At 70.7% G+C, this 16,063-nt stretch carries 14 protein-coding genes; 5 read left to right on the forward strand and 9 right to left on the reverse strand.

Going from position 1 to position 16,063, the window contains the following annotated elements:
- Positions 1 to 31 precede the first annotated feature (31 nt).
- The 6 genes from ACZYRU_RS13105 to ACZYRU_RS13130 are packed head-to-tail and all read right to left on the reverse strand — an operon-like array spanning position 32 to position 6,684.
- Complete coding sequence (locus tag ACZYRU_RS13105; protein WP_488957529.1) at positions 32 to 1,480, reverse strand: aminobutyraldehyde dehydrogenase; 1,449 nt, start codon at positions 1,478 to 1,480, stop codon at positions 32 to 34.
- A 19-nt stretch (positions 1,481 to 1,499) separates the two neighbouring features.
- Complete coding sequence (locus ACZYRU_RS13110; RefSeq protein ID WP_488957530.1) at positions 1,500 to 2,867, reverse strand: NAD(P)/FAD-dependent oxidoreductase; 1,368 nt, start codon at positions 2,865 to 2,867, stop codon at positions 1,500 to 1,502.
- Positions 2,864 to 3,871, reverse strand: a complete 1,008-nt coding sequence (locus ACZYRU_RS13115) for an ABC transporter ATP-binding protein (protein WP_488957531.1) — start codon at positions 3,869 to 3,871, stop codon at positions 2,864 to 2,866. The genes ACZYRU_RS13110 and ACZYRU_RS13115 overlap by 4 nt, the downstream gene beginning before the upstream one ends.
- Positions 3,858 to 4,652 carry an ABC transporter permease gene (locus tag ACZYRU_RS13120; protein ID WP_488957532.1) on the reverse strand — a complete coding sequence of 265 codons (795 nt, stop codon included), beginning with the start codon at positions 4,650 to 4,652 and terminating at the stop codon, positions 3,858 to 3,860. The genes ACZYRU_RS13115 and ACZYRU_RS13120 overlap by 14 nt, the downstream gene beginning before the upstream one ends.
- Entirely contained in the window at positions 4,649 to 5,539 is an 891-nt protein-coding gene (locus tag ACZYRU_RS13125; protein ID WP_488957533.1) for an ABC transporter permease, read from the reverse strand. The genes ACZYRU_RS13120 and ACZYRU_RS13125 overlap by 4 nt, the downstream gene beginning before the upstream one ends.
- On the reverse strand, positions 5,536 to 6,684 hold the full coding sequence (locus ACZYRU_RS13130; protein WP_488957534.1) for a polyamine ABC transporter substrate-binding protein: 1,149 nt from the start codon (positions 6,682 to 6,684) through the stop codon (positions 5,536 to 5,538). The genes ACZYRU_RS13125 and ACZYRU_RS13130 overlap by 4 nt, the downstream gene beginning before the upstream one ends.
- 212 nt (positions 6,685 to 6,896) lie before the next feature.
- Between ACZYRU_RS13130 and ACZYRU_RS13135 the strand changes: the two genes are divergently transcribed.
- From ACZYRU_RS13135 to ACZYRU_RS13155, 5 genes are read left to right on the forward strand one after another with little or no spacing between them, the layout of a single operon-like run.
- Positions 6,897 to 7,514 carry a TetR/AcrR family transcriptional regulator gene (locus ACZYRU_RS13135; protein ID WP_488957535.1) on the forward strand — a complete coding sequence of 206 codons (618 nt, stop codon included), beginning with the start codon at positions 6,897 to 6,899 and terminating at the stop codon, positions 7,512 to 7,514.
- A complete protein-coding gene (locus tag ACZYRU_RS13140; RefSeq protein ID WP_488957536.1) occupies positions 7,511 to 8,824 on the forward strand; it encodes a nucleotide disphospho-sugar-binding domain-containing protein in 1,314 nt (437 codons plus the stop codon). Before ACZYRU_RS13135 ends, ACZYRU_RS13140 begins: the two co-directional genes overlap by 4 nt.
- Entirely contained in the window at positions 8,808 to 9,776 is a 969-nt protein-coding gene (locus ACZYRU_RS13145; protein WP_488957537.1) for a hypothetical protein, read from the forward strand. Before ACZYRU_RS13140 ends, ACZYRU_RS13145 begins: the two co-directional genes overlap by 17 nt.
- The gene (locus ACZYRU_RS13150; RefSeq protein WP_488957538.1) at positions 9,773 to 10,747 is read left to right on the forward strand and encodes an SIS domain-containing protein; all 975 of its coding nucleotides are present in this window, start codon (positions 9,773 to 9,775) and stop codon (positions 10,745 to 10,747) included. Before ACZYRU_RS13145 ends, ACZYRU_RS13150 begins: the two co-directional genes overlap by 4 nt.
- A gap of 18 nt (positions 10,748 to 10,765) precedes the next feature.
- The gene (locus ACZYRU_RS13155; protein WP_488957539.1) at positions 10,766 to 12,358 is read left to right on the forward strand and encodes a PucR family transcriptional regulator; all 1,593 of its coding nucleotides are present in this window, start codon (positions 10,766 to 10,768) and stop codon (positions 12,356 to 12,358) included.
- 17 nt (positions 12,359 to 12,375) lie between these two features.
- Here ACZYRU_RS13155 and ACZYRU_RS13160 read toward each other — a convergent pair whose 3' ends face one another.
- The 3 genes from ACZYRU_RS13160 to ACZYRU_RS13170 form a co-directional block, all read right to left on the reverse strand.
- Complete coding sequence (locus tag ACZYRU_RS13160) at positions 12,376 to 13,119, reverse strand: sirohydrochlorin chelatase (RefSeq protein ID WP_488957540.1); 744 nt, start codon at positions 13,117 to 13,119, stop codon at positions 12,376 to 12,378.
- A 49-nt stretch (positions 13,120 to 13,168) separates the two neighbouring features.
- Entirely contained in the window at positions 13,169 to 13,915 is a 747-nt protein-coding gene (locus ACZYRU_RS13165; protein ID WP_488957541.1) for a phosphoadenylyl-sulfate reductase, read from the reverse strand.
- A 199-nt stretch (positions 13,916 to 14,114) separates the two neighbouring features.
- Positions 14,115 to 15,830, reverse strand: a complete 1,716-nt coding sequence (locus ACZYRU_RS13170; protein WP_488957542.1) for a nitrite/sulfite reductase — start codon at positions 15,828 to 15,830, stop codon at positions 14,115 to 14,117.
- Between the last annotated feature and the right edge of the window lie 233 nt (positions 15,831 to 16,063).

Consider the following 16,063-nt stretch of genomic DNA (forward strand, 5'->3'; position numbering starts at 1 on the left):
GGTGCCGTCGCCGGGGCCCGGCCCGCCGGGGTCAGGCGGGACGGAACGAGTCGTGGACCACGGGCGCGTCGTGCCGGAGCATCACGTGCTGGGTGACCGTGTACTCCAGGACCGCCTCGTGGCTCATGTCCTTGCCGTAGCCGCTGGCCTTCCGCCCGCCGTGCGGCGCCTCGGAGGCGATCGGCAGGTGGTCGTTGACCCAGGTGACGCCGGCCTCGACCCGATGGGCGACCCGGAGCGCCCGTTGCACGTCCCGGGTCCAGACCGACGAGGCCAGACCGTAGGCGCTGTCGTTCGCGAGCGCGATGGCGTCGTCCTCCTGCTCGAACGGGACGACGGCGAGCACGGGGCCGAAGACCTCCTCCTGGATGATCTCGGCATCCTGCGCGACATCGGTCAGCAGGGTCGGCGGGTAGTAGGCGCCCGTGCCGTCCGGTGGGGTGCCGCCGCACCGGAGGGTGGCGCCGTCGGCCACGGCGCGGGTGACGAACCCGTGCACCCGGTCCCGGTGCTCGATCGAGGCCAGTGGGCCGATGTCGGTCGTCGGATCGTCGGGGGAGCCGACCCGGATGGCGCCGAAGCGTTCGGTGATCGCGTCGACCAGCTGGTCGTGCACCTCCCGCTGGACGTAGACCCGGGTGGCGGCGGTGCAGTCCTGACCGGAGTTGTACGTCGCAGCCATGGCGATCCCCGCAGCCGTCGCGTTCAGGTCCGCGTCGGCGAAGACGATCGCGGGCGCCTTGCCGCCGAGCTCGAGGTGCAGTCGCTTGGCGCCCGCGGCCGCGGCCGTGGCGACGGCCCGGCCGGCACGGGTGGACCCGGTGATCGAGATCATCGCCACGTCGGGGTGGGCCACCAGTGCTTCCCCGGTCTCGGCGTCGCCGGTGACGACGTTGAGGACTCCGGCAGGCAGACCGGCGGCGTGCGCGATCTCGGCGAGCCGCACGGTCGTCGACGGGGTCTGGGGCGAGGGCTTCAGGACGATGGTGTTGCCGGCGGCCAGCGCCGGTCCGAGCTTCCAGATCGCCATGACGAACGGGAAGTTCCACGGTGCGATCCCCGCCACCACGCCGATCGGGCGTCGCAGGAGCACCGAGGTGTAGCCGGTGCTCAGCACGCCGGCGCCCGAGCCTTCGAGCGATCGGGCCGATCCGGCGAAGAACCGCAGGTTGTCCAGGCCGAAGGGCAGCTCGCCGTCGGCGAACACGGCTCGGGGCTTGCCGGTCTCGCGGACCTCGAGGTCGGTGAGCTCGTCGGCGTGCGCGGCGAGCGCGTCGGCGACGGCGACCAGGCAGGTCGCCCGCTCTGACGGTGTCCGGGCCGCCCAGGCGGGCAGCGCGGCGACGGCCGCCCGGACCGCCTCGTCGACCTCGGGGCCGCTCGCGGTCCGCTCCTCGGCGAACACCTCGCCAGTGGCGGGATTGGTGAGCGCCTGCACCGGGCCGGTGCCGGCGCGACGGGTTCCGTCGATGAACAGCATGGTGGTCCCTTTCTGGGGATCAGGAGTTGAAGCCGACGCCGAAGCGGTCGAGGAGCCGGAGCCAGGGGCCGCGCCGGCCGGTCAGGTCTTCGCGGGCGAGGGCTGCCCGAGTCGCCTGGATCGCGAGGTAGCGCACCGGCTCCGGCGGGAACGGGATCGGCCGGTCGGTCAGCACGCTCGGGCCATCACCACCGTCGAGCAGGTCGACCAGTACCTGACCGGCGAGTCGGCTCGACGCCACGCCGAGCCCGGTGAAGCCGAGTGCATGGCCGATCCGGCCGGACCGGTCGAGGCCGACGTACGGCGTGAACCGGCTGCTCGTGTCGATGGCCCCGGCCCACCGGTGGGTGAAGCGGAGGCCTTCCAGCTGGGGGAAGGTCTCGAAGAACTGCCGCGCGAGCAGCCGGTGGGACACGTCGCGTTGCTCCCGCGCCGCTGCCATGGCGCCGCCGTAGTAGTAGATCGCGTCGTAGCCGCCCCACAGGATCCGGCCATCGGCCGTCGGACGGTAGTAGTGGAACTGGTTGCCACTGTCGGTCAGGCCCTGCCGTTCCGCCCAGCCGATCCGGGACCACTGCTCGGGGCTGAGCGGTTCGGTGACGAGCACGTGGTCGTAGACGGGTACGACGTACTTGCGGAGCCGACGCCGCAACGGGGGGAAGGCGTTGGTGGCGAGCGCGATGCGTCCGGCGCGCACGTGGCCGTCCGGGACCAGGAGGCTCCCCGGAGCCGCCGCGGTCACGGAGGTCCCTTCGTGAATGCGTACGCCGAGCTCCAGCGCCCACCGGCGCAGGCCGACGGCCAGCGCGATCGGGTCGACCAACCCACCGCCGGAGCGCACCCGCAGGCCGCCGAGGTAGGTCGGCGAGGCGACGTCGGCGCGCACCTGCTCGGCATCGAGGATCGTCACCTGCTCGCCATGGTCGGCCATCAGCTTGGCCGCGGACTCCAGCCCGGCCGCCTGGTGGGGTGTCGTGGCGACGACCGTCTTGCCGCACAGCCTCAGGTCGGCGTCGATCCCGGCGCCGACCAGGTCGGCCACGAGACCGGCCACGTTCTGTCGGCCGAGCCGGACCAGGGCGTCGAGCTGCTCGGGCCATCGCTCGACCCCGTGGGCGAGTCCGTGGGTGAGCGAGTCGGACACGAATCCGCCGTTGCGCCCGGATGCACCGAAGCCGATCCACCGGTCCTCGAGCAGCACGACGTCGCGACCGGGTTCCTTCTGCTTCGCCGCGATCGCCGTCCACAACCCCGTGAAGCCACCGCCGACCACGGCGAGGTCTGCTTCGGTCTTCGCGCGCAACGGCTCGGTGACGGGCCCGGCCGTGGGATCGGCGTGCCACCACGGCCGGGGCTCGGCGTCGGCGAGTGGGTCGAACCCCGTCACGGGATGCTCACCGCGTCGGCGGCGTCCCAGGTGATCCCGACCCGGTCGCCGCGGACGACGCGTGTGAAGCCCTGCTCGGTCACCAGGACCGGGCGGTCCTGTCCCACGACACCGACCGCGATCGTCGAGCTGCCGCCGGTGAACTGGACGTCGATGATCTCGCCGTCGAGGGTGCCCGCACCGGGCGCGGTGACCGTGATGGCCTCCGGACGGACGAGCACGTCGCTCCCGTCGGCCGCGAAGAAGTTGCTGCTTCCGACGAACTCGGCCACGAACCGGTTCGCCGGACGCCGGTAGAGCTCGTGCGGAGGAGCGACCTGCTGCACCCGGCCGTGGGCCAGGACCGCGACCCGGTCGGCAAGGGACAGAGCCTCCTCCTGGTCGTGGGTCACGACGATGAAGGCGATACCCACCTCGTGCTGCAGCCGCTTGAGCTCGAGCTGCATCTCGGCGCGCACCTGCTTGTCCAGGGCCGAGAGCGGCTCGTCGAGCAGCAGCACCTGCGGCCGGTTCACGATCGCGCGGGCCAGCGCGACCCGCTGCCGCTGGCCACCGGAGAGCTGGTGGGGGCGGCGCTTCGCGTACGGGCCGAGGGAGACGGTCTCCAGCGCTTCGGCGACCCGGCGCGCGGCCTCGGCGCGTGCCACGCCGGCGCGGGCCAGCCCGTAGCCGACGTTCTTCTCCACGCTCATGTGCGGGAACAGCGCGTAGGACTGGAACATCATGTTGACCGGCCGGCGGTGCGGAGGCACCCCCAGCAGCTCGGTGCCGTTGATCGTGATCGACCCCGTGTCCGGGGTCTCGAAGCCCGCGATCGAGCGCAGCAGGGTGGTCTTGCCGCAGCCCGACGGCCCGAGGAGGGCGAAGAACTCTCCCTGAGCGATGTCGAGGGACACCGAGTCGAGAGCCTGGACGTCCCCGAAGCTGCACCCGACGGAGGTGATCCGGACGAGCGGATCGGGTGCGACGTGCACTGGTGCTGGAGTCGACTCAGTCGTGGTCATGGGACGTTCCCTTCGGGCGCAGGGCTCGCGAGGCGATCGCCACGACCACAACGGTCACGAGCAGCAGGAGCGTGGCCAGGGCGTTGATCTCGGGGGTGACCCCGAACCGCACTCGGGAGTAGATGGCGATCGGCAGCGTGGGAGTGGACGGCCCGTCGGTGAAGAAGGCGATGACGAACTCGTCGAGGGAGAGGGTGAAGCACATCAGCGCGCCGGCCACGACGGCCGGCGAGATCGTCGGCAGGGTGATGTGGACGAAGGTGGCGATCCGGCCGGCGCCGAGGTCCGCCGAGGCCTCCTCGAGCGATCCGTCCAGCTGGACGAGCCGGGCGCGGACCACCGCGACGACGAAGGCGGTGCCGAACGCCGCGTGGGCGAGCAGCACCGTGCCGAGCCCGAGCGGGAAGGCGACCAGGCTGAACAGCGCGAGCATCCCGATGGCGAGGACGAGGTCGGGCAGGATGGCCGGCGCCATCGCGAGGGTGTCGAGGACGGTCGACCGGGCGTGCCGGACCAGTCCCACCGCGAGGAGAGTGCCGAGCACGGTGGCGAGGGCGGTGGAGCCGACGGCGACGACGAGCGAGTTCACCAGGGCCTGCCCCAGGTCGGCGTCGGAGAACAGCTCGCCGTACCAGCGCAGCGAGAAGCCCTTGAAGTTCAGGGCGAACCGCGTGGAGTTGAAGGACATGACGACCACGGTGAGGATCGGCAGCCACAGGAACACGAGGCAGGCGATGAGGGGGAGTCGGAGCCAGCCGATGCCCTTTCGACGGTTGCTCATCGGCCGCTCACCGCGAATCGCCGGGACACGAGCGACTGGACCGCGAAGAGCGCGAGCAGGGCGAGGACCATGACCAGCGCCAGCGTTGCGCCGAAGGGCCAGTCCCGGGCCACGAGGAACTGGTCGCGTACCAGGTTGCCGACCATCACGGTCTTCCCGCCGCCCAGCAGCTCGGGAATGACGAAGTTCCCGAGACTGGGCACGAAGACGAAGATGCAGCCCGTCACGACACCCGGCAGCGACAGGGGCAGGGTCACGTCGAGGAACGTGCGCGCCTGGCTCGCGCCGAGGTCGCCCGCCGCCTCCCGCAGGTCCGCGTCGAGCCGCGACACCGAGGCGAAGATGGGCAGGATCATCAGTGGCAGGTACGCATAGACCAGTCCGACCACCGACGCACCGCGAGTGTTGAGCATGCTCAGCCGGTCCTCGATGATCCCGGATCCGACCAGGGCGTCGTTGACGACGCCCTGGGTGCTGAGCAGGACGATCCAGGCGTAGGTACGGATCAGGAAGCTCGTCCAGAACGGGATCACGATCATCAGCAGGCAGATCGTCCGGGCTCGCGGCCCGAGCCGGGCAACGGCGTACGCCGTCGGGTAGCCGATCAGGAGGGCGAGCACGGTGGCGATGCCCGCGACCACGACAGAGTCGACCATGACCTGCCGGTAGACCGGTTCGAAGGCCCGGCTGATGTTGTCGACGGTGAACTCGTGGACCACGCCGCCGAACCGTCCTCGCCGGAAGAAGGCGTAGCTGAGGACGATCAGCAGCGGGACGACCACGAGGACCGCCATGAAGGCGAACCCGGGGCCGAGGAAGGCCACGCGCTCGAGGATCGCGCTGCGCCGCTGCGTGGCCTTCACCCGGGTCGTCGTGCTTCGGCTCACGACGAGGAGGTCACGGCGGTCAGGAGATCGGTGTACTTCACCGAGTCCTCACCGAGATCGACGAGCCCCTCGCCCTTCAGCAGCTGCTCGGGCGTCTCCTCGAGCGTGGGCGCTGCCTGCTTCTCCTCGGGCGTCACGAGCGCGGCGGCCGCCTCGTTGGGGACGTTGTAGTAGACGTTCTTCGACACCCAGGCATGGGTCTCCGGGTCGAGCATCTGGTTGATGAAGGCGAAGGCGGCTTCCTTGTTCTTCGAGGACTTCAGCACGACCATGGTGTCCACCCACAGGTCGCTGCCCTCCTCGGGAACCGTGAACTTGATGTCGGGGTTCTCCGCGGTCCCGTAGCCGCACCACCCGTCCCATGACTCGGTCATCACGGCTTCCCCGGAGATGAGCTTCTCGTAGAAGGTCGTGTTGTCGTAGCCGAGCAGGTCCTTCTTGGTGTCCTGCAGGAGGTCGGTGGCCTTGGCGAGCTCGTCGTCGTCGGTGGTGTTGAGCGAGTAGCCCAACGACTTCAGGGCGGGTAGGGCCAGCCACCGTTCGGTCGAGAGCATGGTGACCTTGCCGGTGTACTCCGGCCGGGGCGTGAGGATGTCGTTCCACGACGTCGGCGCCGGCTTGACGAGGTCGGAGCGGTAGCAGATGCCGGTGGTGCCCCAGGTGTACGGCACGGAGTACTCGTTGCCCTTGTCGTAGGCGAAGGTGCTGGCCTCCGGGTAGAGGTGGCTCAGGTTCGGCACGAGGTCGGCGTGGATCGGCTCGAGCAGTCCCTGCTCGGCGAGCGCCTGGGCGTACTGGCCGGACACGAAGGCGACGTCGATGCCGGGGTCGGCGGTCGCGGTCAGCTTGGCGACGATCTCCTCGTTCGTTGCGTGCTGCGCCACCGTCACGGACGCCCCGACGGCCTTCTCGAAGGTCGTCGCGATGTCTTCGGGCATGTAGCCCTCCCAATTCGACACGACGATCGACTGCTCGGACAGGTCGGCCTTCGGGTCGAGGTCGTCCTTGCCGGCGGGCGCGCCACCGCCGCTCGATCCACCGCACGCGGCGAGTCCGAGGGTGAGCGTCAGCGCGCCGATCGTGGCCTGCAGCGCGGTGCGCCGACGTCGACCGGTGGTGCGCCGAGAGTGCGGAGGATTCGTCATGGGATGCGTCATGGTGGTGCCCCTTTCCCGGCGGCGCCGTGGTCCGACGCGCCCTGTTGGGCCGATACTTTGCATGAACATTCAAATCGTGGCAAGGGTCAGTTTGCGCTTGATTTCTGATCGAAACGGCCATTCTTTGAATTCCTGTTCAAATCCAGATCGGTCTGCAAGACTCCGCGTCAGGACGTTTCTTCGACCGAAGGGAGACGACGGTGGCGCGCGCGAAGAACCAGCGGCGACGCGACGAGTTGGTCGGTGCCGCCCAGCGCGCCGTGCTGGAGCACGGCACGGCGGTGAAGCTCCGGCACGTGGCCGAGGAGGCGGGGCTGACCTCAGGCGCGGTGCTCTACCACTTCCCCGACATGCAGGCGCTCCTGCTCGAGGCCAACCGGGCAGGCATGGAGCGCTTCTACGACCAGCGGGTCGCTGCCGCGGCCGAGATCGACGACCCTGTCGGGAAGCTGGTGCTCACCGTGCGGACCGGACTCCCGGTCGACGGCGACGACGCCTCCGTGCGGCTGCTGTGCGAGCTCGGCGGCGCCGCCGGGCGGCAGCCCGTGTACGCGGCGCTGCTCACGGCCCTCTACGACCGTCAGGTCGCGATGTACGAGGTGATCCTGGCTGCCGGCGTGGGACGGGGCGAGTTCCACCTCGCGCAGAGCCCGACGACGATCGCCCGCAACATCGTGGCCCTCGAGGACGCCTACGGGTACCGGATCGTCGCCGGCCACCAGCAGATCGACCACGAGACAGCCGCGGAGCTGATCCTCGACTATGCCCGCCTCGCGACGGGACACCCGCTGCCGACCGACGAAGGAGCCCCCGCATGACCCGACCGTTGACCGTCCTCTTCATGCCCGAGTCGGCCTACGGTCCGACCAACCAGTGCATCGGTGTCGGCAAGGTGCTGCTCGACCGCGGGCACCGGGTCGTGTTCGCGGCCGAGCGGTCGTGGGCCGGCAAGCTGGCGCCGCTCGGGTTCGACGAGGACCTCGTCGATCTCGCCGAGCCGGCGCCCGAGGCCGGTGAGGAGGCCGCCGGCCAGTTCTGGATCGACTTCATCGACGAGACCGCACCGGAGTTCCGCAAGCCCACCATCGAGCAGCTCGGCAGCTTCATCCAGCCGACGTACCAGGCCTTGATCGACGGCGCGAAGTACTGCGAGCCGCAGCTGCGGGAGATCATCGCCCGCCATCGCCCCGACGTGATCGTCGAGGACAACGTCGTCGCGTTCCCCGCACTGACGACGGCGGGCGTGCCGTTCGTCCGGATCGTTTCCTGCAACCCGCTCGAGGTGCGGGGTGACGACATCGCACCGCCGTTCTCGGGCTATCCGGCCGCCGACCGCTCCGGCTGGGCCGAGTACGTCGCCGAGTACGAGCGGACCCACAAGGCCCTGTGGGACGACTTCAACGGCTGGGTGGTCGCCCAGGGCGCGGCGCCGCTGCCCGAGGGGGAGTGGATCCACACCTCGCCGGACGCCAATCTCTACGTCTTCCCCGAGGAGCTCGACTACACCGACCAGCGCCCGCTCGACGAGCGCTGGCATCGCATCGACTCCAGCGTCCGCGAGACCGACGACGAGTTCACCCTTCCCGAGGCCTTCGCCGACCGGGAGCCCGGAGCGGCACTGATCTACCTCTCCCTCGGGTCGCTGGGCGGCGCCGACGTCGCGCTCATGCAGCGGCTGATCGACGTGCTCGCCACGACCCGACACCAGGTGATCGTCAGCATGGGGCCGCGAGCCGAGGAGCTGCGCCTCGGAGAGAACATGTACGGCGCAGCGATGGTCCCGCAGACCCGGGTGATCCCGCTCGTCGACCTGGTCATCACCCACGGCGGCAACAACACCACGACCGAGACCCTGCACTTCGGGAAGCCGATGATCGCGCTGCCGTTGTTCTGGGACCAGTACGACAACGCCCAGCGCGTCGACGAGGTCGGCTTCGGCGCCCGGCTCTCGACCTACGAGTTCGCCGATGCCGAGCTGGTCGACGCCGTCGAGCGCCTGGTCGCCGACGTCGACCTGCGTGAGCGGCTGACCGCGATCGGGGCCGCGATCCGTGGCCGTGACGGCCTGCGCAAGGCGGCCGACGTCATTGAGCGAGTGGGGCAGCACCACGGTGCTTCCCGCGACTGACCTCGAGGATCTCTGCCTGCGTCGGCCCGCGTCGGCGGAGGCCACGCTCGCCTTCCTGCGGGCCGCGGCCGAGCCGCGGTCCGTGGGCCGGGTGCGGGTGACGGGCGGCGTCGTCCCGCATCTGGCCCCGGACGCCGCCGCGCGCCGGGTCGAGGTCGACCAGACGAACGCGTCGTGGATCGTCGACGACGCGGTCGTCGCCAAGTGGCACAACCCGCCGTTCGTCGGACCGCACCCGGCCGGCGACCGGCTCCGACGACTGGCCGGCGCGGGCTTCGAGGCGATGCCCCCGCTCGTCGCGCTCGCCGAGTGGTGCACCGACGACGGGTCCTGGGTCCCGCTGGTGACGGCGACGGCCTACCTCCCGGGAGCCGAGGACGGCTGGACCTGGTGCGTCCGCGAGGCCCGCACGGCGCTCGGCCTCGAAAGCGGCTCGGTGTCCACCCATCCCGGGTGGGCGGCGGACCTGGGTGAGCTGGTGGCACTGATGCATCTCGGTCTGGCCGAACCGGGGGCGCCGGACGTCGCCGTCCACGGCGACCTGCACGTGGGGCAGCTCCTGCGACAGGAGGACGGGCGGATGTACATCGTCGACTTCGACGGCAATCCGACGCTCTCCGCCGAGGAGCGGATGGCCCAGCGGCCCGCGGCCTACGACATCGCCGGCATGCTGCTGTCCCTGGAGAACGTCGGTCATGTGGTGCGCCACCGCGCCGCGGACCCCGTGCCCGACAGCGACATCGTCGCCTGGACCGAGGCCACCCAGCACGACTTCCTCTCCTCCTACCGGGCGGCGCTGTCCGCGGGCGGCCGACCGGACCTGCTGGACGAGTCGCTGCTGGAGCCGATGATGACCGACCAGATCCATCGCGAGCTCGCGTACGCCACCGACTTCCTGCCGAGCTGGCGCTTCGTGCCGCAAGCCGCCCTGACCAGGAGGGGAATGCTGTGAATCCCGAGCTCTTCCGAGCCGATCTCGAGGAGAAGCCCGCTCGGCTGCGCGCCTTCGCTGCTTCTCTGCCCGATCTGGAGCTGCCCCGCCCCGGACCGACGGGGGTCACCTACCTGGTCGGCATGGGGTCATCGCACTACGCGGGCCAGGTCGTCGCCGCACGTCTGCGTCGCGATGGGCAGCACGCCCACGCCGAGCTGGCCAGCACCGACCTGCTGCCTCGCCTGCGTGAGGGCGACCTGGTCCTGGCCGTGTCAGCGTCGGGCGGTTCACCCGAGACCATCGACGCGGTACGCCGGCTCCGGCAGCAGGACTGCGCCGGAGCGAGCTTCGTCGCGGTCACCAACCACGCGGGCTCTGACCTCGAGGCGCTCTGCGACGACGTCCTCCCGCTCCTGGCCGGTCCGGAGCGCGGCGGCGTCGCGTGCCGTACGTTCCAGCACACCCTCGGCCTCCTCCTCTCGTCGAGCCCCGGCTTCGACCCGGCGACCCTGCTGCGGGCGGCGGAGGCGACCGAGGACCTGCTCGATCGGGTCGACGCCTGGTTGCCGCGCACGAGCGAGCTGCTCCTCGGGCCTGCCGGGTCCTGGATCGCGGCTCCCGCCCGCCGCTTGTCGTCGGCGCTCCAGTCGGCACTGATGCTGCGCGAGGGACCCCGGCTGTCCGCGGTCGGCTGCGAGACGGGCGACTGGAGTCATGTCGACGTCTACCTCACCAAGACGCTCGACTACCGCCTGCTCCTCCTGGGTGGCTCCCGCTGGGAGCCCGAGATGCTGCGATGGGTCGAGGAGCGAGGTACCACCGTCGTCGCCGTCGGGCCGACGTCGGTCCCGTTCGGCGCTGCGAGCTCCATCAGGTACAGGCACGACGAGGACGACGACGTCCGGCTCCTGTCGGAGACCGTGGTGGCCGAGCTCGTGGCCGCGTCGGCCTGGGCGGGAGCTGCGCCCGCCCCGTCTGCCCAGCATTGAGAGAAGAGGCGGGGTCCGGTGGCGGTGACGGTCGCGGATGTCCTGGAGATGCCCGTCGTGCGCGCCGCAGAGCCGGTGCTGGTGGCCGGCGCGGACGGACTCCGGCGGGCGGTCAGGTGGGTCCACACCTCCGAGCTGCCGGACATCGCCGACCTGCTCCGAGCCGGGGACCTGGTGCTGACCACCGGCATCGCGCTGCCCGACCGGGAGGCGGACCTGTCCGACTTCGCGCGGAGCCTCGCCGAATCAGGTGCAGCAGGGCTCTTCGTCGAGCTCGGACGGCGCTGGGACAGCGTGCCGGCCGCGCTGACGGCAGCGTGCGACGGACTGGGACTTCCCCTGGCGGCGTTGCGTCGCGAGATCCGGTTCGCGAGCCTCGCCCAGAGCGTCGGTGAACGGATCGTCGATCGACAGCTGCACGAGCTGCGGGAGTCGCAGCAGGTGCACGACATCTTCACAGCCCTCAGCGTCGACGAGGCCGCTCCCGATGACATCCTGGCGGCCGTCTCACGGCTCGCCGGGGCCGCGGTCGTCCTCGAGAGCGAGGGCGGCAGGATCCTCGACTACGTGGCAGGCCCCGGAGACACCGCGTCGTTCCTCGAGGACTGGCAGCGGCGGTCGGCCGCCGTGCACCCACGTGGCCGCACCAGCTGGGACCCGAGCAACGGCTGGCTCGTCGTCCGCATCGGTCGGACCGAACGGCGATGGGGGCGCCTCGTCATCGACTCGCCGGCGGAGCCGCCTCAGCGGCTCATCGCCGTGGCCGAACGGGGCGCGGCGGCACTTGCGATGCACATGCTCCACCACCGCGAACGCACCAGCCGCGAACGGCAGGTTCACAGCGAGCTGCTCGTCGCGCTTCTCGCGGACCCGGCCGCTGCCGAGGTCGAACAGCGCTGCAACGTGGCGGGGATGCCCACGGCCGAGCGTCAGTTCATCGCCCTCGCCCTGCGCCACGATCCCGAGCACGTCCGCCGCAACGGCATCACGGGCGAGCTGCTGTCCGCCGTCGTGCACGCTGTCGCGACTCGCCGCATGGCTGCCTTGACCAGCGCCATCGGCGACGTCGTGAGGGTCCTGCTGTCGGTGCCGCGGTGTGTGTCGGCGACGCAGGCCGCCGACGACCTCGTCGGAACGATTCCCCGTCGGGTCGGCTTCCTGGCCGCCGCCGGCGGCGTGGTGGACGACTTCGCCTCGGCCGACCGAACTCTCCGCGAAGCGCACCAGATCCTGCTGACGCTGCCGGCGCAGGCAGCGAGCGGAACGGTCCACCACCTCGTGGACGCTCAGGTACGCGGGCTGCTGACCGCGTTGATCGGGGACGAGAGACTGGCCGTCTTCTGCGACCGACAGCTCGCCGGGCTGCGTTCGGCCGACGTGGGGCTCGACGGCCGGCTCGAGCAGGCGCTGCGAGCACTGCTCGAGCATCCCAACAGCAAGTCAGCAGCAGCCGCCAGCATCAACGTGTCGCGGCCGGTTCTCTACGATCGCATCGCCCAGGTGGAGCGGATCCTCGGCGTCTGCCTCGACGACGGTGAGACGCGGACGTCCCTCCACCTGGCGCTCCTGGCCGCTGACCTCCTGGCCGGCACCCACGAGCCTGGCGCGTAGCGACGGCGCCGGGTCGGTCAGACGGGGACCAGCTCGACCGCGCCGACGGCGTACCGGGCGAGGATCGTGCGGGCGATCTCCGGGTGGGCGCCGAGCGGCTCGGAGACGGCGACGGCGCCGGCCTCCAGGGCGAGCTCGGTGGCCCGGTCGACCAGGTTGCCGGGCGCCAGGAACAGCGAGGCGACGGCGATGTGGCGGCGGCCCTCGGCGCGGAAGGCACGCACGGCCTCGCCGGTGGCCGGCGGGGCGCTGGTGGCGTACGCCGCCGTGACGGGCAGCTTGTGGTGCGCGCCCCACAGCCGGGCGAGCCGGGCGACGGCCTGGTTGGCCAGCGGGTCCGACGTACCGGCAGCGGCGAGCACGAGCGCGTCGAGCTCGCGCACCCGGGCGTCCTTCAGCGCGTCGCGGAGCCGCTCGTCGAGCACCTCGAGGAAGCGCGCCTCGAGGCCGAGCACGGCCGTGGCGCGGATCTGCAGGCCGGGGTGGCGCGTCGTGGCCTCGGCGATCACCTCGGGCACGTCGACCCGGGCGTGGAAGGCCTCGACCAGCAGCAGCGGTACGACGACGATCTCGTCGTACCCCGCCTTCACCAGCCGGTCCACGACGGTGTGGAAGTTCGGCTTGGCGAGGTCGAGGAACGCCTTCTCGATGCGCAGGTCGGGACGCAACGCCTTCGTCGCGTCGACGAGCGCGGAGACGGTGGCGGCCGAGCGCGGGTCGCGGCTGCCGTGGGCAAGGGCGATGAGTGCCGGAGCGGTCATCGTCGGTTCCCCCCTTCTTCCAGGGTGCGGTCCTCCGGGATGCGGGTGGTCATGAGTGGATCCCGCATTCGGTCTTGTTGGTGCCGGCCCAGCGACCGCTGCGCGGGTCCTCGCCGGGGGCGACCCGGCGGGTGCACGGCGCGCAGCCGATGGACGGGTAGCCGTCGTAGACGAGCGGGTTGACGAGCACGCCGTTCTCGGCGATGTAGCGCTCGACCTGCTCGTCACTCCACCGGGCGATGGGGGAGACCTTGACCTTCTGCTTCTTGGCGTCCCAGCCGATCACCGGAGCGATCACGCGGTTGTGCGTCTCCGCGCGGCGCAGACCGGTGGCCCAGGCGTCGTACTTGGCGAGCGAGTCGGCCAGCGGCTTGACCTTGCGCAGGGCGCAGCACAGGTCGGGGTCGCGCTTGTAGAGCTCGGGGCCGTACTCGGCGTCCTGCTCGGCGACCGTCTGGACCGGGGTGATCGAGATCAGGTTGACCTTCATCGTGGCCGCGACGGCGTCGCGGGTGCCGATGGTCTCGACGAAGTGGTAGCCGGTGTCGAGGAAGACGACGTCGACGCCGGGCACGACCTTCTCGGCCAGGTGCGCCAGGACGGCGTCGCCCATCGAGGAGGTGATGCAGAACCGCTCGCCGAACGTGGCGGCAGCCCACTCGATGATGACCTCGGCAGGGGCGAGCTCGAGCTCGGCGCCCCAGTGGGACACCAGCTCGCGGAGCTCCTCAGGGGACCGGCCGGCGGTGTGCGACCCGCGGAACTCGCGGGCAGCACGCGTGGTGGCGGTGGTCATGAAGCACCTCCTTCAGGGGTGCGGGCGGACGGGGCGGCGGGCCCCAGGAACTGAAGACTGAAGGCGCGGAGACAGCTGCGGCATTCCCAGCCGCCTGCTTCGCGTGGCCACAGGTCGGTGTCGCCGCAATAGGGGCAGTGGAACGGCGACGCGGCGCGCGCGCTCCGTCCGCTGCCCGGCTCGACCGACCCGTGTGCCATCAGACAGATTCCAGGGTCTTCTCGCCGCGCAGCAGATCCTCGTCCGCGCGGTGGACCCACTCGTCGAACGCCTCGCCGTCGTTGCGGTCGGCGAGGTAGTTGGTGACGATCGTGGTGACGTAGTCGTCGAGGCCGACGCTGGTGACCTTGTGGGCGCGCAGCTTGCGGCCGAAGTTGGCGCGCAGGCCGGTGGCGCCACCGAGGTGCACCTGGAAGCCCTCGACCTGCTCACCGTTCGAGAGCACCATCTGGCCCTTGAGGCCGATGTCGGCGATCTGGGTGCGGGCGCAGGCGTTCGGGCAGCCGTTCACGTTGATCGTGATCGGGGTGTCGAGGTCGGGGAAGCGCTTCTCGAGCTCGACCGTGAGCAGGCGCGCCCGCTCCTTGGTGTCGACCAGGGCCAGCTTGCAGAACTCGATGCCGGTGCAGGCCATCGTGTTGCGGCGCCAGTTCGAGGGACGGGCCGTCAGGCCGATGCCGTCGAGGCGGTCGAGCAGGGCCTCGGTCTTGTCGCCGTCGACGCCGATCAGGACGATCTTCTGGTACGCCGTCAGGCGGGCACCCTCGACGCCGAACTCCTCCATCAGGTCAGCGAGCTGGACCAGGGCGGTGCCGGAGATCCGGCCGGCCGAGGGAGCGAGGCCGACGTAGAAGCGGCCGTCCTTCTGCTCGTGGACGCCGATGTGGTCGCGGTGGCCGACGGGCGTCTCGGGGGACTCGAGGGTCTCGAGCTTCTTGCCGAGGTACTCGTTCTCGAGGACCTCGCGGAACTTCTCGACACCCCAGTCGGCGACGAGGAACTTCAGCCGGGCGCGCGAGCGCAGGCGGCGGTAGCCGTAGTCACGGAAGATGCCGGCGACACCGGCCCAGACGTCGGGGACCTCGTCGAGCGGGATCCACACGCCGAGCTTCTGCGCGAGCATCGGGTTGGTGGACAGGCCGCCGCCGACCCAGACGTCGAAGCCCGGGCCGAGCTCGGGGTGCACCGAGCCGACGAAGGACACGTCGTTGGTCTCGGGGGAGACGTCCATGCTCGGGTGGCCGGTGACCGCGGTCTTGAACTTCCGCGGGAAGTTCGAGAAGTCCTTGTTGCCGATGTAGCGGCGCTCGATCTCGAGCAGCGCCGGCGTGCCGTCGATGATCTCGTCCTTGGCCACGCCCGCGACGGGGGAGCCGAGGAACGGGCGCGGTGAGTCGCCGCAGGCCTCCAGCGAGTGCAGGCCGACCGCCTCGAGGCGTTCCCAGATCGCGGGCACGCTCTCGATCTCGATCCAGTGGTACTGGATGTTCTCGCGGTCGGTGACGTCTGCGGTGTCGCGGGCGAAGTCCACACCGATGGTGCCGAGCGTGCGGACCGCGGCCGGCGCCAGCAGCTTGCCGTCGGAACGGACCCGCAGCATGAAGTAGCGGTCGTCCAGCTCCTCTTCCTCGAGGGCGGCGGTCTCGTTGCCGAGGATGCCGGGCCTGCGCTGGGTGTAGAGGCCCATCCAGCGGAAGCGGCCGCGCAGGTCGGCCGGGTCGATCGAGTCGAAGCCGCGCTTGGAGTAGGTGTGGAGGATCCGGTCCCGCACGTTGAGCGGGTCGTCGTCCTTCTTGGACTGCTCGTTCTTGTTGAGCGGCTCGGTGTAGCCGAGAGCCCACTGGCCCTCCGCGCGCTTCGGGCGCGGGATCTCGGTGAACTTGGCTCGCTCGGGCTTGAAGCGCAGGTCAGGCATGCTGAGAGGAGGTCCTTCGCTGATGGGTACGCCTGGATATGAGGGCGTGCGGCTCGGGTGGATGCGGCGGCGACGTCAGCGGGGCCAACACATCATGCTGCGCGTGCGCCCGAAGTCCACGTGGCGTCGAACCACGAGGTGCGCATGGGTGGCAGCAGTGACCATGTCAATGAGTCTCATCCCTCGGACGTCGGGTCCACAAATCTGAATCTCATTATCTGGATGCCATTCCC

The sequence above is a fragment of the Nocardioides sp. F233 genome (assembly GCF_057813895.1).

Bases quoted from the DNA above. Each gene is read 5' to 3' on its own strand.
- ACZYRU_RS13105 (WP_488957529.1), bottom strand. From the start codon at position 1,480: ATGCTGTTCATCGACGGAACCCGTCGCGCCGGCACCGGCCCGGTGCAG.
- ACZYRU_RS13115 (WP_488957531.1), bottom strand. From the start codon at position 3,871: ATGACCACGACTGAGTCGACTCCAGCACCAGTGCACGTCGCACCCGAT.
- ACZYRU_RS13120 (WP_488957532.1), bottom strand. From the start codon at position 4,652: ATGAGCAACCGTCGAAAGGGCATCGGCTGGCTCCGACTCCCCCTCATC.
- ACZYRU_RS13130 (WP_488957534.1), bottom strand. From the start codon at position 6,684: ATGACGAATCCTCCGCACTCTCGGCGCACCACCGGTCGACGTCGGCGC.
- ACZYRU_RS13140 (WP_488957536.1), top strand. From the start codon at position 7,511: ATGACCCGACCGTTGACCGTCCTCTTCATGCCCGAGTCGGCCTACGGT.
- ACZYRU_RS13160 (WP_488957540.1), bottom strand. From the start codon at position 13,119: ATGACCGCTCCGGCACTCATCGCCCTTGCCCACGGCAGCCGCGACCCG.
- ACZYRU_RS13165 (WP_488957541.1), bottom strand. From the start codon at position 13,915: ATGACCACCGCCACCACGCGTGCTGCCCGCGAGTTCCGCGGGTCGCAC.
- ACZYRU_RS13170 (WP_488957542.1), bottom strand. From the start codon at position 15,830: ATGCCTGACCTGCGCTTCAAGCCCGAGCGAGCCAAGTTCACCGAGATC.